This is a genomic window from Bacillus sp. S3, from assembly GCF_005154805.1.
In the GTDB taxonomy this organism is placed as follows: Bacteria; Bacillota; Bacilli; order Bacillales; family Cytobacillaceae; genus Neobacillus.
In genome coordinates this window covers 4,650,537-4,668,792 of the sequence record NZ_CP039727.1, presented here as the reverse complement: position 1 = coordinate 4,668,792, position 18,256 = coordinate 4,650,537, and the positions used below count along the sequence as shown (strand labels likewise).

The following is an 18,256-nucleotide window of genomic DNA, read 5'->3' as shown; positions in this document are numbered from 1 at the left end:
TAATGGGCAGTATGGAAGGGAGATCTTTAAGTGGTTCAGACTAAGAAAAATGACTGGGAAAACATTTCTATCCTTCAAAGAGGACGATTGCCTGAGCGAGCTTACTTCTATTCGTTTACGGATACTCTATCAGCATTAACGTATGAAAGGGCAAATTCCAAAGGGTTTAAGCTGTTAAATGGAATGTGGAAATTTCATTATGCTGAAAATCCCTTCCATGGACCAGACCGTTTTTATCAAGATAGCTTTGATGTGAGCGGGTGGGATGAGCTTATGGTTCCCTCTAACTGGCAGATGAATGGGTATGGGAAGCCGCACTACACGAATGTTCAATACCCGTTTCCAGTGGATCCTCCTTATGTACCAACCGAAAATCCAACAGGTTCTTATAGGAGAAGTTTCTATATTCCACCGGAATGGATGCAGCAAAAGATTATTCTACGTTTTGAAGGTGTGGATAGTGCCTTTCATGTTTGGGTAAATGGGATTGAGGTTGGTTATAGTCAGGGAAGCCGAATCCCGGCAGAATTTGATATCTCTTCCGCTATTCGTGAAGGGAATAATACCTTAGCAGTCAGGGTGTATCAATGGTCTGATGGCAGTTATCTAGAAGATCAGGATATGTGGTGGTTAAGCGGTATCTTCCGGGATGTGTATCTGTTAGCGAAGCCGAAGGTGCATATTCAAGACCTGTTCGTTACAACCAATCTGGATGAAAACTATGAAGATGCGATTCTTAAAATTGAGACAGCAATCGAAAATGGCAGTCATCAACAACTGGAAAACTATCAACTTGAATACCGCCTGCTTGATCGGGAAGGAAACTTAGTTTCTGTCCATTCACAGCTAGTGGCCGCTCCAAGTGATCAAACTGTCAAAGCGACTATCGATATCCCGGTGGAAAGTCCCAAAAAATGGTCTGCGGAACATCCATATATCTATCATTTGCTGGTTAGCCTGAAAGATGCGGGTGGAAACATTGTAGAAGTAGTGCCAAATAAAACCGGATTTCGTTCGATTGAACTTAAGGATGGTGTTTTCCTTGTCAATGGTGCGGCAATCAAGCTAAAAGGGGTCAACCGGCATGATTCTCACCCGGATTTGGGTCGTGCTGTGCCGCTTGCTGCCATGGAGAATGACATTATTTTAATGAAGCAGCATCATATTAACGCTGTAAGAACAGCTCATTATCCAAATGATCCAAGGTTTTATGATCTTTGTGATACGTATGGCATGTATGTCATTGATGAAGCAGACCTGGAAACCCACGGGATCGATTATGTGGGTCCAAGCAATATGTTAAGCGATGATTCTGAATGGGAAGAGGCATATGTCGACAGGGCCAAAAGGATGGTTGCCCGTGATAAGAATCATCCATCAATTATTATGTGGTCCTTAGGGAACGAATCAGGATATGGACGTAATCATGATGCCATGGGTGAGTGGATGAAAGAAAATGACCCGACGCGTCTCGTCCATTACGAAGGTGAGTCGGCGAGCATTATGCGCGAGGACGATAATGATCCAAAAAGAGATCCATCCGTTTCGGACGTTCATTCATCCATGTATACATCTCTAGAAATTCTCGAAAAATGGGGAAAGAGAACAGATCTAGCGAAACCGCATATTCTTTGTGAATATGTTCATGCGATGGGAAATGGCCCCGGGGGAATCAAAGACTATTGGGATCTGATTTACAAATATAGACGATTGCAGGGAGGCTTTGTCTGGGAATGGTGTGATCATGGCATTCGTCGCTTGACGGAAGCGGGTGAGGAATACTTTGCCTACGGGGGCGATTTCGGCGATACCCCGAATGATTATAACTTTGTTATCGACGGGCTCGTGAATCCGGACCGGACCCCTTCACCTGGATTAATTGAGTATAAGAAAGTCATCGAACCGGTACATGTGGAAGCGGTGAATGTAAAAACAGGGGAAGTAATAATCACCAACCGGTATGATTTTATTTCCTTAGCACATTTGAACGTATCTTGGTCGATTGAGGCTGATGGTAAGCCGATTGAACAAGGCGTGATGCCGGCACCGAATATCGCGCCAGGTGAAAGTACACGGCTTTCGATTCCATTTACGCTTCCTTCCCACATCAAACCAAATACGGATTATTGGCTGCACCTGCAGTTTACATTGGGCGTTGATACGGTATGGGCGAAAACAGGACATGAAATGGCATGGGCACAATTTGAATTGCCTGTAAAAAAAACATACCGTGAAAAGGCAGTTCAGCCGCTGCCTGCACCGCTTGAATGTGTGGAAACCCATAACAGATTGGTAATAAAGGGTGAAGATTTCTCTATTGCCTTCAATCTTATCGATGGAACAATGGATACATGGACCTATCAAGGACTTCCCCTGTTAGAAGCGGGCCCGAAGCTGCAATTTTGGCGGGCATTAATTGATAATGATCACCGCTCCGCTGTCAGCTGGAGGCAATTTGGTCTCCACTGGCTGCAGCACCGTGTTGATGGTGTGGAATGGCAGCAAACGGAGAATAAAGACAGGGTAGTGATTACTTCAAGTGTTCGCATTGCCCCGCCCATCCTTGCTTGGGGAATCCGCGCCACATACACGTATATGATTGATAGTAATGGTGAAATAGATATCGACGTACAAGCCTCTCTAGAGGGTGATGGACCCAAAACACTGCCGCGGATTGGCTTGCAAATGAAGCTGCCAGTTTATTTTGATGATGTGACTTGGTATGGGCGTGGTCCGGGGGAGGCCTATAGCGACAGCAAACAAGCTAACCGGGTTAGCGTTTATGCTAAAAAGGTGGAGGAGCTTTTTACTCCCTATATCTATCCGCAGGAAAACGGCAATCGCCATGAGGTCCGCTGGGTTGCCGTTACGGACCCTAGTGGAATAGGCTTTGTGGCAGCAGGTAATCCGATGCTCGATTTCAGTGCGCACTATTATACAACCGAAAATCTTGATCAAGCACAGCATACGTACGATTTGAAAAAACAAGATTCTATTACCTTTCATCTTGATTACGGGCAGAATGGAATTGGCTCTGCAAGCTGTGGTCCCGATTTGACGAAACCGTATCAGCTAGAATGTAAAGATTTTCAATTCGCGGTATCTTTAAAGCCATTTTCAGCGGCTGAGATTACACCAGTTGAAATAGGTAAGTCTTTAAGATTCCGGAATGGAATGAAGGCAGTGAGTTTTCATCAATAAAAATTGAAACAGGCCACGTCCTTTGCAAAATTGGCCTGTTTTTTTTTGTTAGAAGTAATTGTATTTGTTAAGGGACTGTTCCATGGAATCATTTTTTTTAAAAATTTAGTTAGCCGAAATATAAAATTTAAGAAATAATTTCTAGTCTCGTTATATATCATTAAAGCATGCAAAATATTTTTATCAAAAGGGAGGAAAATATGTTAGTTTTTAAAAAGTTAAAATCGTTTTATCTTCCTTATAAACGGGACTTCATTTGGTCGACGCTTTTTCTAATAATCATGGCGGGTATTACTGTTGTTTATCCGGTCATTTTACAAATGACGATTGATGATGTGGTACTTGGCAGACAATATGGCTGGGTGCCATGGATTTCGCTGGGGTTTATCATGATTATGGCAGTAAAAGGGCTGTCAACCTATATTCAGCATTATTTGGCGGATATGTTCGGCATTAAATCAGTATACCTTCTTCGAAACGCCCTATATGAAAAGCTGCAGCGGCTGTCATTCAGCTATTATGATAATGCGAAGACAGGGGACTTAATGTCCCGGTTGACCGCGGATGTGGAGGGCTTCCGTTTTTTTGTGTCATTCGGTTTTGCAGAGGTACTCCGGTTTGTTATTCAGGTCGGTGCCAGTTTGTGTGTCATGTTCTATTACTCTGTTTCCCTCACTCTGGTCACCATTATCGCACTGCCATTCTTGAGCATTGTTGTTTATAAGTTCGACAAAGCTGTACATCCGGCGTTTCGCGGGATTCGAGAATCGTTCGGCCGCTTAAATACAAAGGTACAGGAAAATATAAGCGGAATCCACACGGTTAAAGCTTTATCGAAAGAAGGGGTCGAGATTGAGCGCTTTACTGCATCCAATCATGATTACAGAGTGAAACAGCTTCATACGGCATCGGTTTGGTCGAAGTATTTTCCTTTAATGGAGCTGATTGGAAACATCTCTGTTGTCACATTATTGGCATTTGGCGGATATCAGGTAATAAATGGAGAGGTAAAACCCGGGGAGCTTGTAGCCTTTTACAGTCTTGTTTGGTATATTCTATGGCCTGTCATGAACCTGGGATTTACCATTAATATGTTCTCGCAGGCCAAGGCTTCCGGCGAAAGGCTCCTTGAAGTGTTAGAAGCGAATGAAACTATATATGATGAAGATCATGTAAGAGGCAGTGGGAAAATGGATGGGCATGTTGTTTTTCGACATGTGTCATTCCAGTATCATAAAGAAGAAACAGCCGTCCTACAGGATGTAAGTTTCGATGCGCCTCCAGGTTCAACCATTGGCTTTATCGGCGCCACCGGTTCCGGAAAAACCAGCGTGATTCAGCTTTTATCTCGCTTTTATGAAACATCCGCAGGGGATATTCTGATTGACGGCCGTCCAATTAAGGAGTATGGGTTAAGCATGCTTCGCTCACAGATTGGAATCGTGTTACAGGAAACCTTTCTGTTTTCGTCTACCATTAAAGCGAATATTGCTTACGGAAGGCCGGATGCGTCAATGGATGAAATTATCGATGCTGCTAAACGGGCTCAAGCACATGATTTTATTATGGAGCTTCCGGACGGGTATAACACGATGCTGGGAGAACGGGGAATGGGTCTTTCTGGAGGGCAAAAACAAAGGATTGCGATTGCCCGTGCCATTTGTCTGAATCCGGCCATCCTTATTTTAGATGATTCGACGAGTGCTGTGGATATGGAAACAGAATTTCAAATTCAACAAGCCTTACGGGAGGTCATGAAGGGGAGAACCACCTTTATCATTGCGCATCGTATTTCCTCATTGAAACATGCAGATGAAATTTTAGTATTAGAGCACGGACGAATTATTGAACGAGGAACACATGAGCAGCTGTTGGCCGGCAATGGACCGTATCGAAGAACGTATAATATTCAATACCAGGACCAAGAAGCTATTATGGAAAGGCTCGTAAGGTAGGTGGAATCATGGAAGAAAAGCAAAAGAAACAACTGATATTAGATCGGTTTCACTACTCTCAGGATGAAGTGATTGATAAATCATTTAACTGGAAACAAATGTGGCGTTTGTTACAGTATGTAAAACCCTATTCAAAAACTTTACTGCCCCTTTCGTTTTTGACGGTGATTATTTCTACGGCCATCCGTTTAATCATTCCAATTTTGATTGGGGTCTATACACTGGATAAAGCGATTATTGAAAAAGACACCACGTTATTAATGAAACTTGTTTTCATTATTTCAGGGCTATATGTATTATCGTATATAGTCAATTTACTAAGAATCCGCTGGATGAATGAGCTCGGGCAAAATGTCATTTATGATTTACGAAAGCACTTGTTTACACATGTGCAGTCATTATCCCATCGATTCTTTGACCAGCGTTCGGCCGGTTCCATTCTGGTGCGGATAATGAATGATATTAACTCCCTGCAAGAGTTGTTCACAAGTGGAGTTATTAATCTATTAACTGATTTCCTGCTTTTATTTGCTACCATTTTAATTTTGTTTTCTTTGAACGCCAAACTCACTATTGCGATCATGGTTATTTTGCCGATCATGTTTTTTATTTCTACAAGCCTGCGAAAGAAAATTCGACTATCGTGGCAGTCCGTACGGCATATCCAGTCAAAAATGAATTCCCATTTGAATGAAAGTATACAGGGGATTCGTGTTACACAGGCATTCACTCAGGAAAAGGAAAATATCCAATTTTTTAAGGGACTCAATCAAGAAAACTTTCAAACGTGGAAGCAGGCCGTACAAAAAAATGCGATGTTTGGACCCTTTGTCGAGATGACCAATGCTATGGGGACGGCGATTCTAATCTGGTACGGGGCATTTCTTGTAGCGGGCGGTGAATGTACGATTGGAGAATTCGTATCCTTTGCCTTTTATTTAGGGATGTTTTGGGAGCCTATTTCCCGGCTTGGACAGTTGTATAATCAGCTTCTCATTGGCATGGCCTCTTCTGAGCGTATTTTTGAATTTTTAGATGAAAGGCCGATTGTGGCAGAGGCCGCTAAACCATTGGTCCTCCCGTCCATCAAAGGAGATATAGACTTTGAGGAGGTAGAGTTTTCTTATAATGCAACACGGAAGGCATTAAACGGGGTTTCTTTTTCAATCAAAGCAGGGGAAACGGCAGCGCTTGTCGGACATACTGGATCAGGCAAGACAACGATTGCGAATTTGGTCAGCCGCTTTTATGATGCGACTGCAGGTATGGTCAAAATCGATGGTCATCCGATTCAAGAACTGTCTATCGCCTGTCTCCGTTCACAAATTAGTGTGGTGCTGCAGGATACGTTCATTTTTTCGGGGACGATTATGGAAAATATTCGCTTTGGCAATCCGCAAGCTAGTGATGGGGAAGTGCTGGCTGCCGCGAAAGCAGTAGGTGCGGATGATTTTATTAACCGGCTATCAAATGGCTATCAGACAGAGGTGGAAGAGCGGGGGAATATCCTATCTGTTGGTGAACGGCAGCTGCTTTCCTTCGCAAGAGCACTGTTGGCTGACCCGAAAATTCTCATTCTAGACGAAGCAACTGCGAGCATTGATACAGAAGCAGAGGTTAAGATCCAACAGGCTTTAAAAACGTTATTAAAAGGCAGAACAGCCATCATGATTGCCCACAGATTATCCACAATCAGAGGAGCAGACAAAATAATTGTACTTGACCATGGAAATATCCTTGAACAAGGAAACCATGATACATTAATGACAAAGCAAGGAATTTATAATGAACTAGTAAAAGCACAATACAAAATGCTTGATGTGGGTTAATCGGCCAGAATGGGGACGGCTGTCGAATAGGGTATAATGTTTGAAAAGGGGTTTTCAACATTAAAAACCAGTCTTTATTTTTTTCGCAGAAAGGAATGGAAAAACATGTATCAAGTCAACGTAGAAATGGATTCCGACTATAAGATATACGTGCTGCAGGATACTGATACTCATTCATGGGTTAAGGTGGCGCCTGAACGGGGAGGCATCATCTTTTCCTATGGTGTAGAAGGGGAAGAGCTGCTCTACCTTAATGAAGAAACATTTTATCATTCAGAGGCCAATGTCAGAGGCGGCATCCCCATCCTTTTCCCAATTAGTGGCCAATTGTCCAATGGAACTTACGTGTGGGAAGGAACAGCCTATTCGATGAAAAATCACGGATTTGCCCGTAACCTTTCATGGGAAGTAGTAGCGACTGATACACACAACCGAGCAGCGATTACGATTCAATTAACGAGTAACGAACAAACGAAAGGTTCCTACCCATTTGAATTTGAGGTTGTCTACACGTATTCACTAAAGGACGGAAAGCTGCTAATCGATCAAGAATATAAAAATCTTGGGGACCAGCCTATGCCAATTTATGCCGGGTTTCACCCATATTTTAAAACAAGCGAAAAGCATCTTTCTTATGAAACCGATGCAACGCGATACTATGATTACAATGATGGGTTGGAAAAACAGTTTACTGGCCGTGTCGATTTAACAAACTTAAAAGAATCTGTTCTGTTATTAGATGCCAATCAAACAAATATTACCTTCCACCCTCCAGGTTTGAAGAAACCGATCACTTTAAGCTATAGTTCTCCCTTTAAGTATGTTGTGTTATGGACGGAAAAGGATAAGGAATTTATTTGCGTAGAACCGTGGATGGCAAAGAACGATGAATTCAATCGCGGAGAAGAACTTGTGATGATAAATAGTAATGACAGCCTTAAAACCGAATTTGTTATTTGTATGGATAGGTAAAATCTGTTTATAAAAAGAGGCCGGCTTCAAAAGGAAGCCGGCCTCTCACTGATTAAACAAGTTCATAGTCTGTCACATTGCGCTCGATTACTCTTGCACCTTTTGGTGTCACAAATCGGCCGCTGCTTGATGTGAAGATGTCCGATGCGATGATTTGCTCCATCGAATATTTTACCACTTCTTCATCAATCGGCTCCTTCGGATTATCGACTGAAATTCGGGCAGTCTTCCCAAACTCCGTTCCAAATTGCAATTCTAGCGTCTTCGCCATTTCTAATCACCTCCATTCATTTGGCCCTATAAGCTAGCAGACCTTTGATTAAACCATCCCTTTATATAAGGATTTCGGAGCTGTCATTGCGCTCCACTTTGTTTAGCGGATCTTTGCATAAAACAGAGATTGCCGTTGCTGCCTGCATAAATTGGTCGGCAGTCGCAGCCTTTGTGACGTTGCTAAACGTTTTCGCCTTATAGATCGGATTTCCCTCTTCGTCATTCCCGGTATCAAATACCAGGCGAAGCTTCGTTTCCTCTAATAACGCTTGTGCCATTGTCCCTCACCACCTTTCACCTTCTATATAGATAAATGGCGGAGAAATGGACAGGGTGGAAATGGTTTTTATAGAGAGTACCTCATTAAATTAATCAGTACATGACTTGTGAAAAGTATCACAAGAATATTTAAAATTTTTAGAAAAATCCCATTGACAATGTAAGCGGTTTAAAATATTATAAATAACGAGGAATCTAACATAGATCTATGATAGATTTATGTTAGATTTATCCAGCACATATGAACAAACCATTAATTGTATGACATGAAAGGTGGGTGTGGTTTTTGCAGTCCAATAGAGTTCATGCAAAGTACATAGTAGAAACCGCTTTTCCGCTTGATTACGCAGCCGAAGTAATGGCCGGAGAACAATCAACTGGAACCTTTGTATCAGTACCAGGTGAAACACCGGAATTGAGAGAAAAACACGGAGCCCAGGTAGTTCGAATAACAGAATTAGATACTGTCCATACTCCCTCTTTACCGGGTGCACAGCTTCCAAAGGGAGTCAATCCTTCCAATGCAGTGTACCGGAGAGCGATTGTTGAGCTTTCTTTTCCGCTTGATAATTTCGGACCATCATTACCAAACCTGCTGTCGACGGTTGCCGGAAATTTATACGAGCTTGGAGCTTTCTCTGGGTTAAGATTAATAGATTTAGAGCTTCCAAATGCTTTTGCCGAAAAGTATCCCGGGCCGCAATTTGGAATAACGGGAACGAGAAAACTCAGCGGTGTGGAAAATAGACCGTTAATTGGAACCATCATTAAGCCGAGCATCGGTCTCCATACCGAAGATTACCGGCCGCTTGTCAGGGAGCTTGCTGAAGCAGGCATTGATTTCATTAAAGATGATGAGTTATGTGCCAACCCTGCCTTCGCACCACTTGAGCAGCGAGTCAAGGTTATTATGGAAGAAATTGAACGGGTGGCAGATCGAACCGGTAAAAAATTGATGTATGCCTTCAACATTACCGGTGATATTGATGAACTCCGCAGAAATCATGATTTAGTGCTAAATGCAGGCGGGACTTGTGTGATGGTCTGTGCCAATAGTGTGGGCCTAAGTGGCACCGCTTACTTGCGCCAATACTCACAGCTGCCGATTCATGGACATCGCACGCAATGGGGAGCAATGTCCCGCGACCCACTATTGGGCATGAGTTTTACCGTTTTTCAAAAGCTATGCCGGCTTGCAGGGGTTGATCACCTCCATACCAATGGCTTAAACAATAAATTCTCCGAGGATAACGAGACTGTCGCACAAGCGATTCGCGATAGCTTAACACCTTTTCTTGGCGGTTATCCAATCATGCCGGTTCTATCCTCGGCACAATGGGCAGCAAGCGCGATCCCGACTTATGAATCAGTTCCTACAACTGATGTCATCCATTTGGCAGGCGGAGGAATTCTGGCCCATCCAGATGGGATTGAAGCAGGGGTTCTTAGTATGAGGCAAGGATGGGAAGCAGCTGTACAAGGGATTTCGATAGAAGCGTATGCAGAGCGGCATCCAGAATTAGCAAGGGCAATAGAGAAATTTTCGACAACTTAACCTTGGAGGGAAACACACGATGGAAGAAAATGAACTGTTACTCGCTTTTTATGGGGATGACTTCACTGGATCGACAGATGCAATGGAGGCACTTGCTATAAATGGGTATCGGACGGTTCTTTTCCTCGAGCCGCCTAATGTAGACATGCTAAAGCGGTTTGAAGGAATTAGCTGCATTGGAGTGGCAGGAACAAGCAGGGCAAAAAGTCCCGCTGACATGGAAGAGGAGCTGCGTCCGGTGTTCAAGAGCTTTGCTGAGACGGAGGTAAAAGTTGTCCATTATAAGACTTGTTCTACGTTTGACTCTGCCCCGGAAGTAGGAAGTATCGGGAAAGCAATTGAATTAGCGAGAGAATATTTTGACGAACAAAAGGTCATTCCCCTTTTAATAGGGGCGCCGCCTTTAGGACGATATACGATATTCGGCCAACACTTTGCGAGAATGCATGATACCGTTTATCGGTTAGACCGGCACCCGGTTATGTCGAGGCATCCGATTACACCGATGCTTGAAGCGGATCTGCGCCTTCATCTCGCAAAACAAACCTCGGAATCCATTGGGTTGATGAACATTTTAGAATTGGAAGGCAGTATTGAGGCTGTAAGAGAAAGGTACAAACAGAAGTCGAGCGAACCGGGAGTGCTGCTTTTTGATGTACTTGATGAAGAACGACTTCGTGTAAGTGGCCAACTGATTTGGGAATCAGCGGAGGACGGTCGTTCATTTGTAGTCGGTTCTTCAGGCCTAGGTTATGCCTTAACAGCCCATTGGAAAAATGATGATGTTTCGGCAAGAATGACGAAATTATCCGAGTCTGTTCCCGCAAGAAATCAAGTATTTGCTGTTTCAGGAAGTGCCTCAATGGTAACCCAGCAGCAAATCGAAGAGGCGTTGGAAGATGGGTTTTATGGGATAAAAATAAAACCGGAGCAAATCGTCAATACGGAGTCCCTCCCTCGGGAACTGTTAAATCAGGTCATTAAGCTGATTAAGGAGGGGGAAAACGTGATTCTGTATACAGCAATGGGGCCGGAAGATCCAGCGATTTTGGAAACACGTGAGCTTTTCCAGCAGCTGGGGATTCCTGAATTTCAATCCGGTGAATTGATTGGCCGCCAGCTTGGAAAATGGATTCGTGAAGTTGTAGAAGCTAGCGATATTCGACGTGTCATAATCGCAGGCGGAGATACGTCCGGGTTTGCTACTCGAGAAATAGGGGTTTACGGTTTAGAGACGCTGCTTCCAATCTCTCCTGGGGCGCCGCTTTGCAAAGCCTATTCCGATGATAGCAGATTTGACGGAATTGAATTGGCGCTTAAAGGCGGTCAATTGGGCGGAAGAAATTATTTTACAAATGTACGAAAAGCATCAAGTGAGCCAAAGCAGGTTAGCTTAGGTTAAACGATCGTATTAACTAGTCAAGGTGGTAAGTAGATGGAAAGTATGACGAAAAAAAATGCAGCCCCTCTTCTGAAAGATGTGGCTTACCAGCGGATTAAAGAAAATATATTAGACGAACAATTTCCACAAGGGAGTTTCCTATCGGAGCGTGAATTAATTGAAATTCTCCAAATGAGCAAAACGCCAATTAAGAATGCGTTAGTCCGCTTGGAAACCGAAGGCTTTGTCACCATATCTTCCAAGCAAGGTATTATCATTAATGAACTGTCCTTGAATCGCATTATTGATATTTACAATCTCCGGACTGCGCTTGAGACCTATATTGGCACGAACATTACGGGGAAATTAACCGCTGAACAGTGTAAGGAGATCGAGAAGAATCTTGCCCTTACCGAGGAAAAGGCAACCCAATTGGATATAAAAGGTTTCACTCGTGCGGATCATGACTTTCATCTTTTGCTCTGCGAATGCTTGGGAAACCAAGAAATTTATCGGGTGTTGTTGAATTATCAAGATCATTTAGTCCGAATCACCCTGCTTCATTTAAAGAAAGACCCACAAAGGATGCAGCAGTTCTGGAAAGAGCATGTGGAAATCTATAAACACTTGAAAAATGGTGATCAGAAGTCTATTGAATTAATTGAGAACCATCTCCAGCAATCAAAGCAAAAGCTAATGTTTTAAACACATTGTCACAGTCTGAATTTTTAAATGGGAATTGGGGATCTAGGGAGGAAGAACAGTGAAAGCAGTATTTGTGGAAAGTGCTTGTGAGGTAATTGTAAAGGACGTGGAATTACCTCAGGTAGCAGAAAAAGACGTTTTAATTAAAGTAAAAGTAACTGGAATCTGCGGGTCTGATATTCATACGTACAAGGGACTTCATTTATTCCGAAAACCGCCCGTTATCATCGGGCACGAGGTTGCAGGAGAAGTGGTTAAGATCGGAGCAGGCGTAACGCAATTCCAAGTGGGTGACCGGGTAACGGTTGAACCTCAGGTTGGATGCGGCAGTTGTGAAGCATGTTTAACAGGGAATGTGAATTATTGTGAGCATCGCGGAGCTCCTGGTCTAAATGGCTGGTATGGAACGATGGCGGAGTATTTTGCTGCCCCGGAACAGACTGTTTTCAAATTACCGGACAGCATGACTTTTGATCAAGGGGTTCTCGTCGAACCACTCGCTGTAGGGGTACATGCCGTCCGAAAAGCAGATATTCAACTTGGTGATAAAGTTGCGATCCTTGGTGCTGGTCCAATTGGACTGCTCACATTGGCAGCTGCAAAAGCAGCAGGAGCAACAACTGTTCTCGTTACGGACATTATGGATTATGCATTGAAAAGTGCAAGTAAAATGGGTGCAACCCATACGTTGAACACATTAAATAAGCAAGATTGGATCTCTGAAGCAAAGGAAGTGGTTGGCGGCGAGTTTGACAAGGTGCTGGTTGCGGCAGGTGTACCAGGCATCATTGACCAGGCCATCTCACTCCTTGGCAGAGGCGGGCGTTGTGTGACGATTGCGATGTTCCATGGAACGCAAACGTTTGATATCGTCAATTTGCAGCAGCAAGAGAAAGAAATTGTTGGATGCATGACCTATACAAGGGAAGATACCATTTCTGCAATTGAACTGATTCATGCTGGTCATGTGGCGGAAGACGTCATTATTACCCACAAGCTTCCATATGAGGAAGCAGCAAGAGGATTTCAAATGGTCGATAAAAAGGAAGATTCTTCATTAAAGGTGCTTGTTGAATTTTAAAATGAAAGCGATTCAAACTAGGTGCGTTTTTCCATTTTTACAATAAATGCAGTTTCAAACTAGGGGTATTATGCAAGTTTAAAGTGAGTGGAGAAATTTTTAAAAAAAGTAATGGATAAATAAGGGGGCAGGAAAATGATGTTGAAAAAGTTAGGATTTGCGACAATGGCTTTGACCTTGAGCTTTGGTCTTGTGGGGTGCGGGGTAAAGGAAACATCGAAAGGTTCAGATTCCGGAAAGGCGGACAAGGCTGTCACATTAAAACTTGGTCATATTGCAGGGGAAGATGATCCGTGGAATCTTGGAGCGAAAAAGTTTGCGGAACTTGTAAATGAGAAGTCTGATGGAACCGTTAAAGTGGATGTCTATGCAAGCTCAACTTTAGGGAATGACCGTGATTTAATAGAAGGAATGCAGCTCGGAACAGTAGACTTTGCGCTAGTTGCCGGCGTCCTTTCCAATTTTTACGAGCCATATTCCATATTAGAATTACCGTATCTGTTCCGTGACCGTGAGCATATGGAAAAGGTGTTATACGGTGAAGTGGGCGAGCAATTGAAAGAAGACTTGCTTGCAAATGCGCAAATTCGCGGCCTTCAATTCTGGGAACGTACGCCGCGTCAATTGACTGCTAATAAAAAAGTAACCAAACCATCTGAATTAGATGGCATCAAAATTCGTGTTCCTGAAATACCTGCTTCCATTGAAGCATGGAAAGCAATGGGAGCGACACCTACTCCGATGGCCTTTAGTGAGGTTTATTCTTCCCTTCAAACAGGGGTTATTGATGCGCAGGAAAATCCGCTTGCTTTAATTGAAAGTTCGAAATTAAATGAAGTTCAAAAGTATTTGATTAATACAAATCACGTATATGGTTATGTTATGTTGACAATGAGCGACAGTGCGTACAGCAAGCTTTCAAAGAAACAGCAAAAGGCAGTTGAAGAGGCAGCAAAAGAAGCGACTGAATACGAAAATAAAATTGTTTACGAACAAGAAAAAGAACTGCTTAAAAAGGTTCAAGATGCAGGTATGGAAGTTGTGGATGTAGATACAAAGCCATTCATGGAAAAAGCAAAGTCCGTGCATAAAGATTTTGCCAACAAATCAGAAGCTGATAAGAAGCTTTATGAGAGCATTGTGAATACGAAGTAATTGTTAGACTAGTGGGTACCAAGGTCATACATAGTCCTGGTACCCTTAAAAATTCCAAACCTATTTGGTGCAAAGGGGAGTTATAATGCAACAAGTTGTAAAAATGGTTGACACCTTGAATAAAGCAGTTGGATATATTCTCGCTTTGATGCTGGGTATTATGTCCATATTGATTATCGCACAAGTCATAAGCCGCTTCTTTATTCATTTTCCATTGACATGGTCTGAGGAATTATCCCGTTATTTAATGGTGTATATAGTTTTTGCGGGTGCTAGTTTAGCAATGAGACATAATAAGTTAATTTCTATTGAGTTACTTCCTGAGTCACTAAGTTATCAGAAGAGAAAAATCTTATTAATGATTGTCATGATTCTATCTATCGTATTTTTCGCCATCTTATTTTTCCAAGGGCTTACAATGATCGAGCGCGTTATGCCTCAAACCTCTGCAAGTTTAGGAATTTCTATGGCTGTTCCATATGCCGCAATCCCAATTGGTTCACTATTGTTAGCGCTTAATTCAATTGCTTTTATTCTGGAATTAGCTTACAAAAAGGAGGGCGAAAAATAATGGCTATTGTGTTAATGATTTGTATGCTTGTCTTTTTCGCTTTAAGTGTCCCAATTGCCGTTTCAATCGGACTAGCTTCAGCCATTGCCCTATGGTGGGAGGGGAGTACGCCCCTTATCGTACTGGTTCAACGTTCTTTTACTTCTATTGACTCTTTTCCGCTTATGGCCATTCCGTTCTTTATTCTTGCCGGAACCTTAATGGAATATGGGGGAATATCCAAACGCTTAATCAACTTAGCTAATGCTTTCACGGGTCATCTGCCTGGGGGGCTCGCAATTGTTACGATTGTAACGGCTATGTTCTTTTCAGCCATTTCCGGTTCAAGTGCGGCAACTACGGCAGCACTGGGGAGTATGCTTATTCCGGGAATGATTAAACGTGGTTATGATGCTAAATTTGCCGGCGCCACACAGGCGGTTGCGGGTGAATTAGGTATTATTATTCCACCAAGTATTCCGATGATTTTATATGGGGTAACCGCTTCGGTCTCAATCGGAGATCTATTCATGGCAGGATTTGTACCTGGAATTCTTATTGGCCTTGCTCTTATTATGACGGTTTGGGTAATTGCAAAGAAACAAGGGTATAAACGTGAACCTAAACGATCATTCAATGAAAAAATGATTGCTATCAAGGAGTCAATCCTTGCGTTATTAATGCCTGTCATTATTCTGGGTGGTATTTACGGCGGGATTTTTACCCCGACGGAAGCTGCCGGGGTTGCTGTAGGCTATGCGTTTATCGTAGGTGTTCTTATCTATAAAGAAATAAAAATTAAACAATTTATTCAAATCTTCACCCAATCAACTGTGACAACGGCAACCATCATGTTCATCATCGCTAGTGCCGGTTTGTTCGGGTGGATCATCACTCGTGCCAATGTACCGCAAGCAGTAGCTGAGTTCTTTATTAATATTTCTGATAATCCGATTATCTTCTTATTATTAGTGAATGTTTTCCTGCTTATTGTAGGTATGTTTATGGAAACAAATGCTTCTATTATTATTTTGGCACCGTTATTATTGCCGGTTGCTACACAACTTGGAATCGACCCGGTTCATTTTGGTATTATTATGATTGTAAACTTAGCGTTAGGAATGTGTACACCACCACTTGGTGTTAACCTATTTATCTCATCACAGATTGCCAAAATCAGGCTGGATCAGATTTCAAAAGGAATGCTTCCATATTACGGTGTGCTCCTTGTAACATTACTTTTGTTAACTTTTATTCCACAATTATCACTCGGCCTAGTCCATTTGTTTAAATAAGTTTTTCAATATGAGTCGGGTATTGTGAAAATTGTGATACCTTTCGTTTCTAGTAAACTACTTCATTGAGGTTCCACATTTCATCGTGTGGAACTTTTTTAAAAAATACCGTATCAAAGGAGTGTATCACTATGCAAAAGGCTGAGTTAATTAGAAAAGAACTCAGAAAGACTGGAAAATATATGATGGAATACGGATTAGCGTGGGGAACTGCCGGAAATATAAGTGCACGAACCAATAATGATGAGTATGTAATTACCGCAAGCGGGACATATCTCGGCGAGTTGGAGGATTCGGATTTAGTAGTTTGTTCACTTTCCGGGGAAGCGGTTGCTTGGGATGTACAAAAGCAGTTGGACAGCAGTAAAAAGCCTTCTAAGGAAACGCCTATGCACCGTGCAATCTACGAAAATCGTCATGAAATCGGGGCTGTGCTCCATGCTTCTCCTTTTTATACGACACTTGTCGCGTGCTCTTCTATCGAGATTCCATCCAATTGGTTTGTGGAAACCATGTATTATTTAGAACGAGTAGAACGGGTAGGCTATCACCACCCGGGGACACTCACACTAGGGGAAGCCGTTGCTGAAAAGGCAAAAGCAGCCAATATTCTATTACTAGAAAATCACGGTGTCTTGGTTTACGACGTTAACATAAAGGAAGCAAGAATGGCACTGCAAACATTGGAAATGGCCTGCAAAATGTTAATAACTTCAAGATCAGCTAATGTGGAGATGAACGGATTGTCACTTGAAGTCGAAAAAGACTTCCTAGAGAATGCCGGATACATGCCGCGAAGGGATTGGTAGGTGCTAAGCACGGCGGATTTTGTCGAGAGGATAAGAAGCAAGGGGTCGTTCCCTTGCTTTTATCTTTTTGTTTCTCATTATTATAAGATCCTCTGTATTATTAAAACTCACCTTTCCCCTTCTCGCATGAATTTGATATGATGTGGTTCAGACTATTATTTAACGCTTACTATAGAAGAACGAACATTTAATTATCATTCCAAAATTTCATCAAGGAGACTAGTCATGCAGAAACTTCAAAGGATTTCGAACCGCATGGTGTATTTACCACCGTATCAAGAAACCGACAGGCCTATTTTAGCTGCAGTGGTGGGGGAGGAACGCACTTTATTGATTGATGCCGGGAACTCCTCCAGCCATGCACAGCTATTTTTGGAACAATTAGAGGAACTCGAAATTAGAGGGGATTTTCTTGTCCTCACGCATTGGCACTGGGACCATATTTTTGGGATGAACGACATGCCGATGCCGATCCTCGCTTGTGAAAAAACGCAAGAGAGAATTATCGAAATGCAGCAGCTTTCCTGGGAAGATGAATTCCTTGATCAACGGGTCAAAGAGGGAATCGAAATTCCGTTTTGTGCCGATGCCATCAAAAAGGAGCTCGGAAACCAGCGTGAGATCATTCTCACTAAACCAGCAATCACATTCGACCACCGGATGACATTCAATCTTGGCGGCCTAACCGCCATCATCGAGCATGTGGGCGGGGATCATTCGGCGGATTCTTGCGTTATTTATATACCTGAAGAAAAAGTGCTGTTTCTAGGGGATTGTCTGTATGCCAATCTTTATTCGAATAAATGGAGCTATACAATTGAGAAAACGCAGCGATTAATTGCACAAATCGAAACCTATGAGGCTGAAACCTTTTTCCTCTCCCATCATGAAGCACCATTGATGAAAAAGGAGTTTCAAACCATGCTAAACACGCTGAAGTGTGCAGCAAACCTAACAGAACAATATAAAGGGAATTTGGTAGCAATTACAGCAGAAATGTCGAAGGACCTGCAAAGAGAATTAGATGAATTTGAGGCCGAGACGATTCAGTTTTTTGTTAATGGATATGAGGGGTAATGGGACATGTTTATTCTTCATAATTTTCTCTCTTTTCAGTAGACATTAGCTTTCAGGAATGTTAGTATAGATTTTAATATTTTAGCGCTTAAAAGCATAACAGTTATATAATAATTGTAAAAAACGGGATACACACACA

The 18,256-nt window shown here is 42.5% G+C and carries 15 protein-coding genes; 13 read left to right on the top strand and 2 right to left on the bottom strand.

Features of this window, described 5'->3' with window-relative positions; translation table 11 throughout:
• Positions 1-30 precede the first annotated feature (30 nt).
• The 4 genes from ebgA (at position 31) to FAY30_RS22395 (ending at position 7,957) form a co-directional block, all read left to right on the top strand.
• Positions 31-3,201, top strand: coding sequence for a beta-galactosidase subunit alpha (gene ebgA / locus FAY30_RS22410; RefSeq protein WP_149871951.1), 3,171 nt, complete (start codon positions 31-33; stop codon positions 3,199-3,201).
• Between the two features lie 200 nt (positions 3,202-3,401).
• Positions 3,402-5,156 (top strand): ABC transporter ATP-binding protein, encoded by a 1,755-nt coding sequence (locus tag FAY30_RS22405; protein ID WP_149871950.1) that lies wholly within the window; start codon positions 3,402-3,404, stop codon positions 5,154-5,156.
• An 8-nt stretch (positions 5,157-5,164) separates the two neighbouring features.
• Complete coding sequence (locus FAY30_RS22400; protein WP_149871949.1) at positions 5,165-6,985, top strand: ABC transporter ATP-binding protein; 1,821 nt, start codon at positions 5,165-5,167, stop codon at positions 6,983-6,985.
• Between the two features lie 105 nt (positions 6,986-7,090).
• Positions 7,091-7,957: an aldose epimerase family protein gene (locus FAY30_RS22395; protein WP_149871948.1), complete on the top strand. Its 867-nt coding sequence runs from the start codon at positions 7,091-7,093 to the stop codon at positions 7,955-7,957.
• 52 nt (positions 7,958-8,009) lie between these two features.
• On the opposite strand, the gene FAY30_RS22390 is transcribed toward FAY30_RS22395, so the two are convergent.
• Complete coding sequence (locus FAY30_RS22390) at positions 8,010-8,228, bottom strand: DUF2922 domain-containing protein (RefSeq protein WP_149871947.1); 219 nt, start codon at positions 8,226-8,228, stop codon at positions 8,010-8,012.
• Between the two features lie 61 nt (positions 8,229-8,289).
• Positions 8,290-8,508, bottom strand: a complete 219-nt coding sequence (locus FAY30_RS22385; protein ID WP_149871946.1) for a DUF1659 domain-containing protein — start codon at positions 8,506-8,508, stop codon at positions 8,290-8,292.
• Between the two features lie 287 nt (positions 8,509-8,795).
• Between FAY30_RS22385 and FAY30_RS22380 the strand changes: the two genes are divergently transcribed.
• From FAY30_RS22380 to FAY30_RS22340, 9 genes are all read left to right on the top strand, one after another.
• Positions 8,796-10,064 carry a ribulose-bisphosphate carboxylase large subunit family protein gene (locus FAY30_RS22380; RefSeq protein ID WP_149871945.1) on the top strand — a complete coding sequence of 423 codons (1,269 nt, stop codon included), beginning with the start codon at positions 8,796-8,798 and terminating at the stop codon, positions 10,062-10,064.
• A 19-nt stretch (positions 10,065-10,083) separates the two neighbouring features.
• Positions 10,084-11,466 (top strand): four-carbon acid sugar kinase family protein, encoded by a 1,383-nt coding sequence (locus FAY30_RS22375; RefSeq protein WP_149871944.1) that lies wholly within the window; start codon positions 10,084-10,086, stop codon positions 11,464-11,466.
• 33 nt (positions 11,467-11,499) lie between these two features.
• A complete protein-coding gene (locus FAY30_RS22370; protein WP_149871943.1) occupies positions 11,500-12,150 on the top strand; it encodes a GntR family transcriptional regulator in 651 nt (216 codons plus the stop codon).
• 58 nt (positions 12,151-12,208) lie between these two features.
• Positions 12,209-13,231, top strand: a complete 1,023-nt coding sequence (locus FAY30_RS22365; RefSeq protein ID WP_149871942.1) for a zinc-dependent alcohol dehydrogenase — start codon at positions 12,209-12,211, stop codon at positions 13,229-13,231.
• A 135-nt stretch (positions 13,232-13,366) separates the two neighbouring features.
• Complete coding sequence (locus FAY30_RS22360; RefSeq protein WP_223820819.1) at positions 13,367-14,386, top strand: TRAP transporter substrate-binding protein; 1,020 nt, start codon at positions 13,367-13,369, stop codon at positions 14,384-14,386.
• An 85-nt stretch (positions 14,387-14,471) separates the two neighbouring features.
• Positions 14,472-14,957, top strand: coding sequence for a TRAP transporter small permease (locus FAY30_RS22355; RefSeq protein WP_149871941.1), 486 nt, complete (start codon positions 14,472-14,474; stop codon positions 14,955-14,957).
• Positions 14,957-16,231 (top strand): TRAP transporter large permease, encoded by a 1,275-nt coding sequence (locus FAY30_RS22350; protein ID WP_149871940.1) that lies wholly within the window; start codon positions 14,957-14,959, stop codon positions 16,229-16,231. Before FAY30_RS22355 ends, FAY30_RS22350 begins: the two co-directional genes overlap by 1 nt.
• A 131-nt stretch (positions 16,232-16,362) precedes the next feature.
• Positions 16,363-17,040 (top strand): class II aldolase/adducin family protein, encoded by a 678-nt coding sequence (locus FAY30_RS22345; protein WP_149871939.1) that lies wholly within the window; start codon positions 16,363-16,365, stop codon positions 17,038-17,040.
• A gap of 225 nt (positions 17,041-17,265) precedes the next feature.
• Positions 17,266-18,117 carry an MBL fold metallo-hydrolase gene (locus FAY30_RS22340; protein ID WP_149871938.1) on the top strand — a complete coding sequence of 284 codons (852 nt, stop codon included), beginning with the start codon at positions 17,266-17,268 and terminating at the stop codon, positions 18,115-18,117.
• Positions 18,118-18,256: the final 139 nt, after the last annotated feature.

What these genes read in the sequence shown, in the direction of transcription:
- FAY30_RS22360 (WP_223820819.1), top strand. Translation starts at nt 13,367, where the DNA reads ATGATGTTGAAAAAGTTAGGATTTGCGACAATGGCTTTGACCTTGAGC.
- FAY30_RS22350 (WP_149871940.1), top strand. Translation starts at nt 14,957, where the DNA reads ATGGCTATTGTGTTAATGATTTGTATGCTTGTCTTTTTCGCTTTAAGT.
- FAY30_RS22405 (WP_149871950.1), top strand. Translation starts at nt 3,402, where the DNA reads ATGTTAGTTTTTAAAAAGTTAAAATCGTTTTATCTTCCTTATAAACGG.
- FAY30_RS22340 (WP_149871938.1), top strand. Translation starts at nt 17,266, where the DNA reads ATGCAGAAACTTCAAAGGATTTCGAACCGCATGGTGTATTTACCACCG.
- FAY30_RS22355 (WP_149871941.1), top strand. Translation starts at nt 14,472, where the DNA reads ATGCAACAAGTTGTAAAAATGGTTGACACCTTGAATAAAGCAGTTGGA.
- FAY30_RS22375 (WP_149871944.1), top strand. Translation starts at nt 10,084, where the DNA reads ATGGAAGAAAATGAACTGTTACTCGCTTTTTATGGGGATGACTTCACT.
- FAY30_RS22385 (WP_149871946.1), bottom strand. Translation starts at nt 8,508, where the DNA reads ATGGCACAAGCGTTATTAGAGGAAACGAAGCTTCGCCTGGTATTTGAT.
- FAY30_RS22390 (WP_149871947.1), bottom strand. Translation starts at nt 8,228, where the DNA reads ATGGCGAAGACGCTAGAATTGCAATTTGGAACGGAGTTTGGGAAGACT.
- FAY30_RS22395 (WP_149871948.1), top strand. Translation starts at nt 7,091, where the DNA reads ATGTATCAAGTCAACGTAGAAATGGATTCCGACTATAAGATATACGTG.
- FAY30_RS22370 (WP_149871943.1), top strand. Translation starts at nt 11,500, where the DNA reads ATGGAAAGTATGACGAAAAAAAATGCAGCCCCTCTTCTGAAAGATGTG.
- FAY30_RS22345 (WP_149871939.1), top strand. Translation starts at nt 16,363, where the DNA reads ATGCAAAAGGCTGAGTTAATTAGAAAAGAACTCAGAAAGACTGGAAAA.
- FAY30_RS22400 (WP_149871949.1), top strand. Translation starts at nt 5,165, where the DNA reads ATGGAAGAAAAGCAAAAGAAACAACTGATATTAGATCGGTTTCACTAC.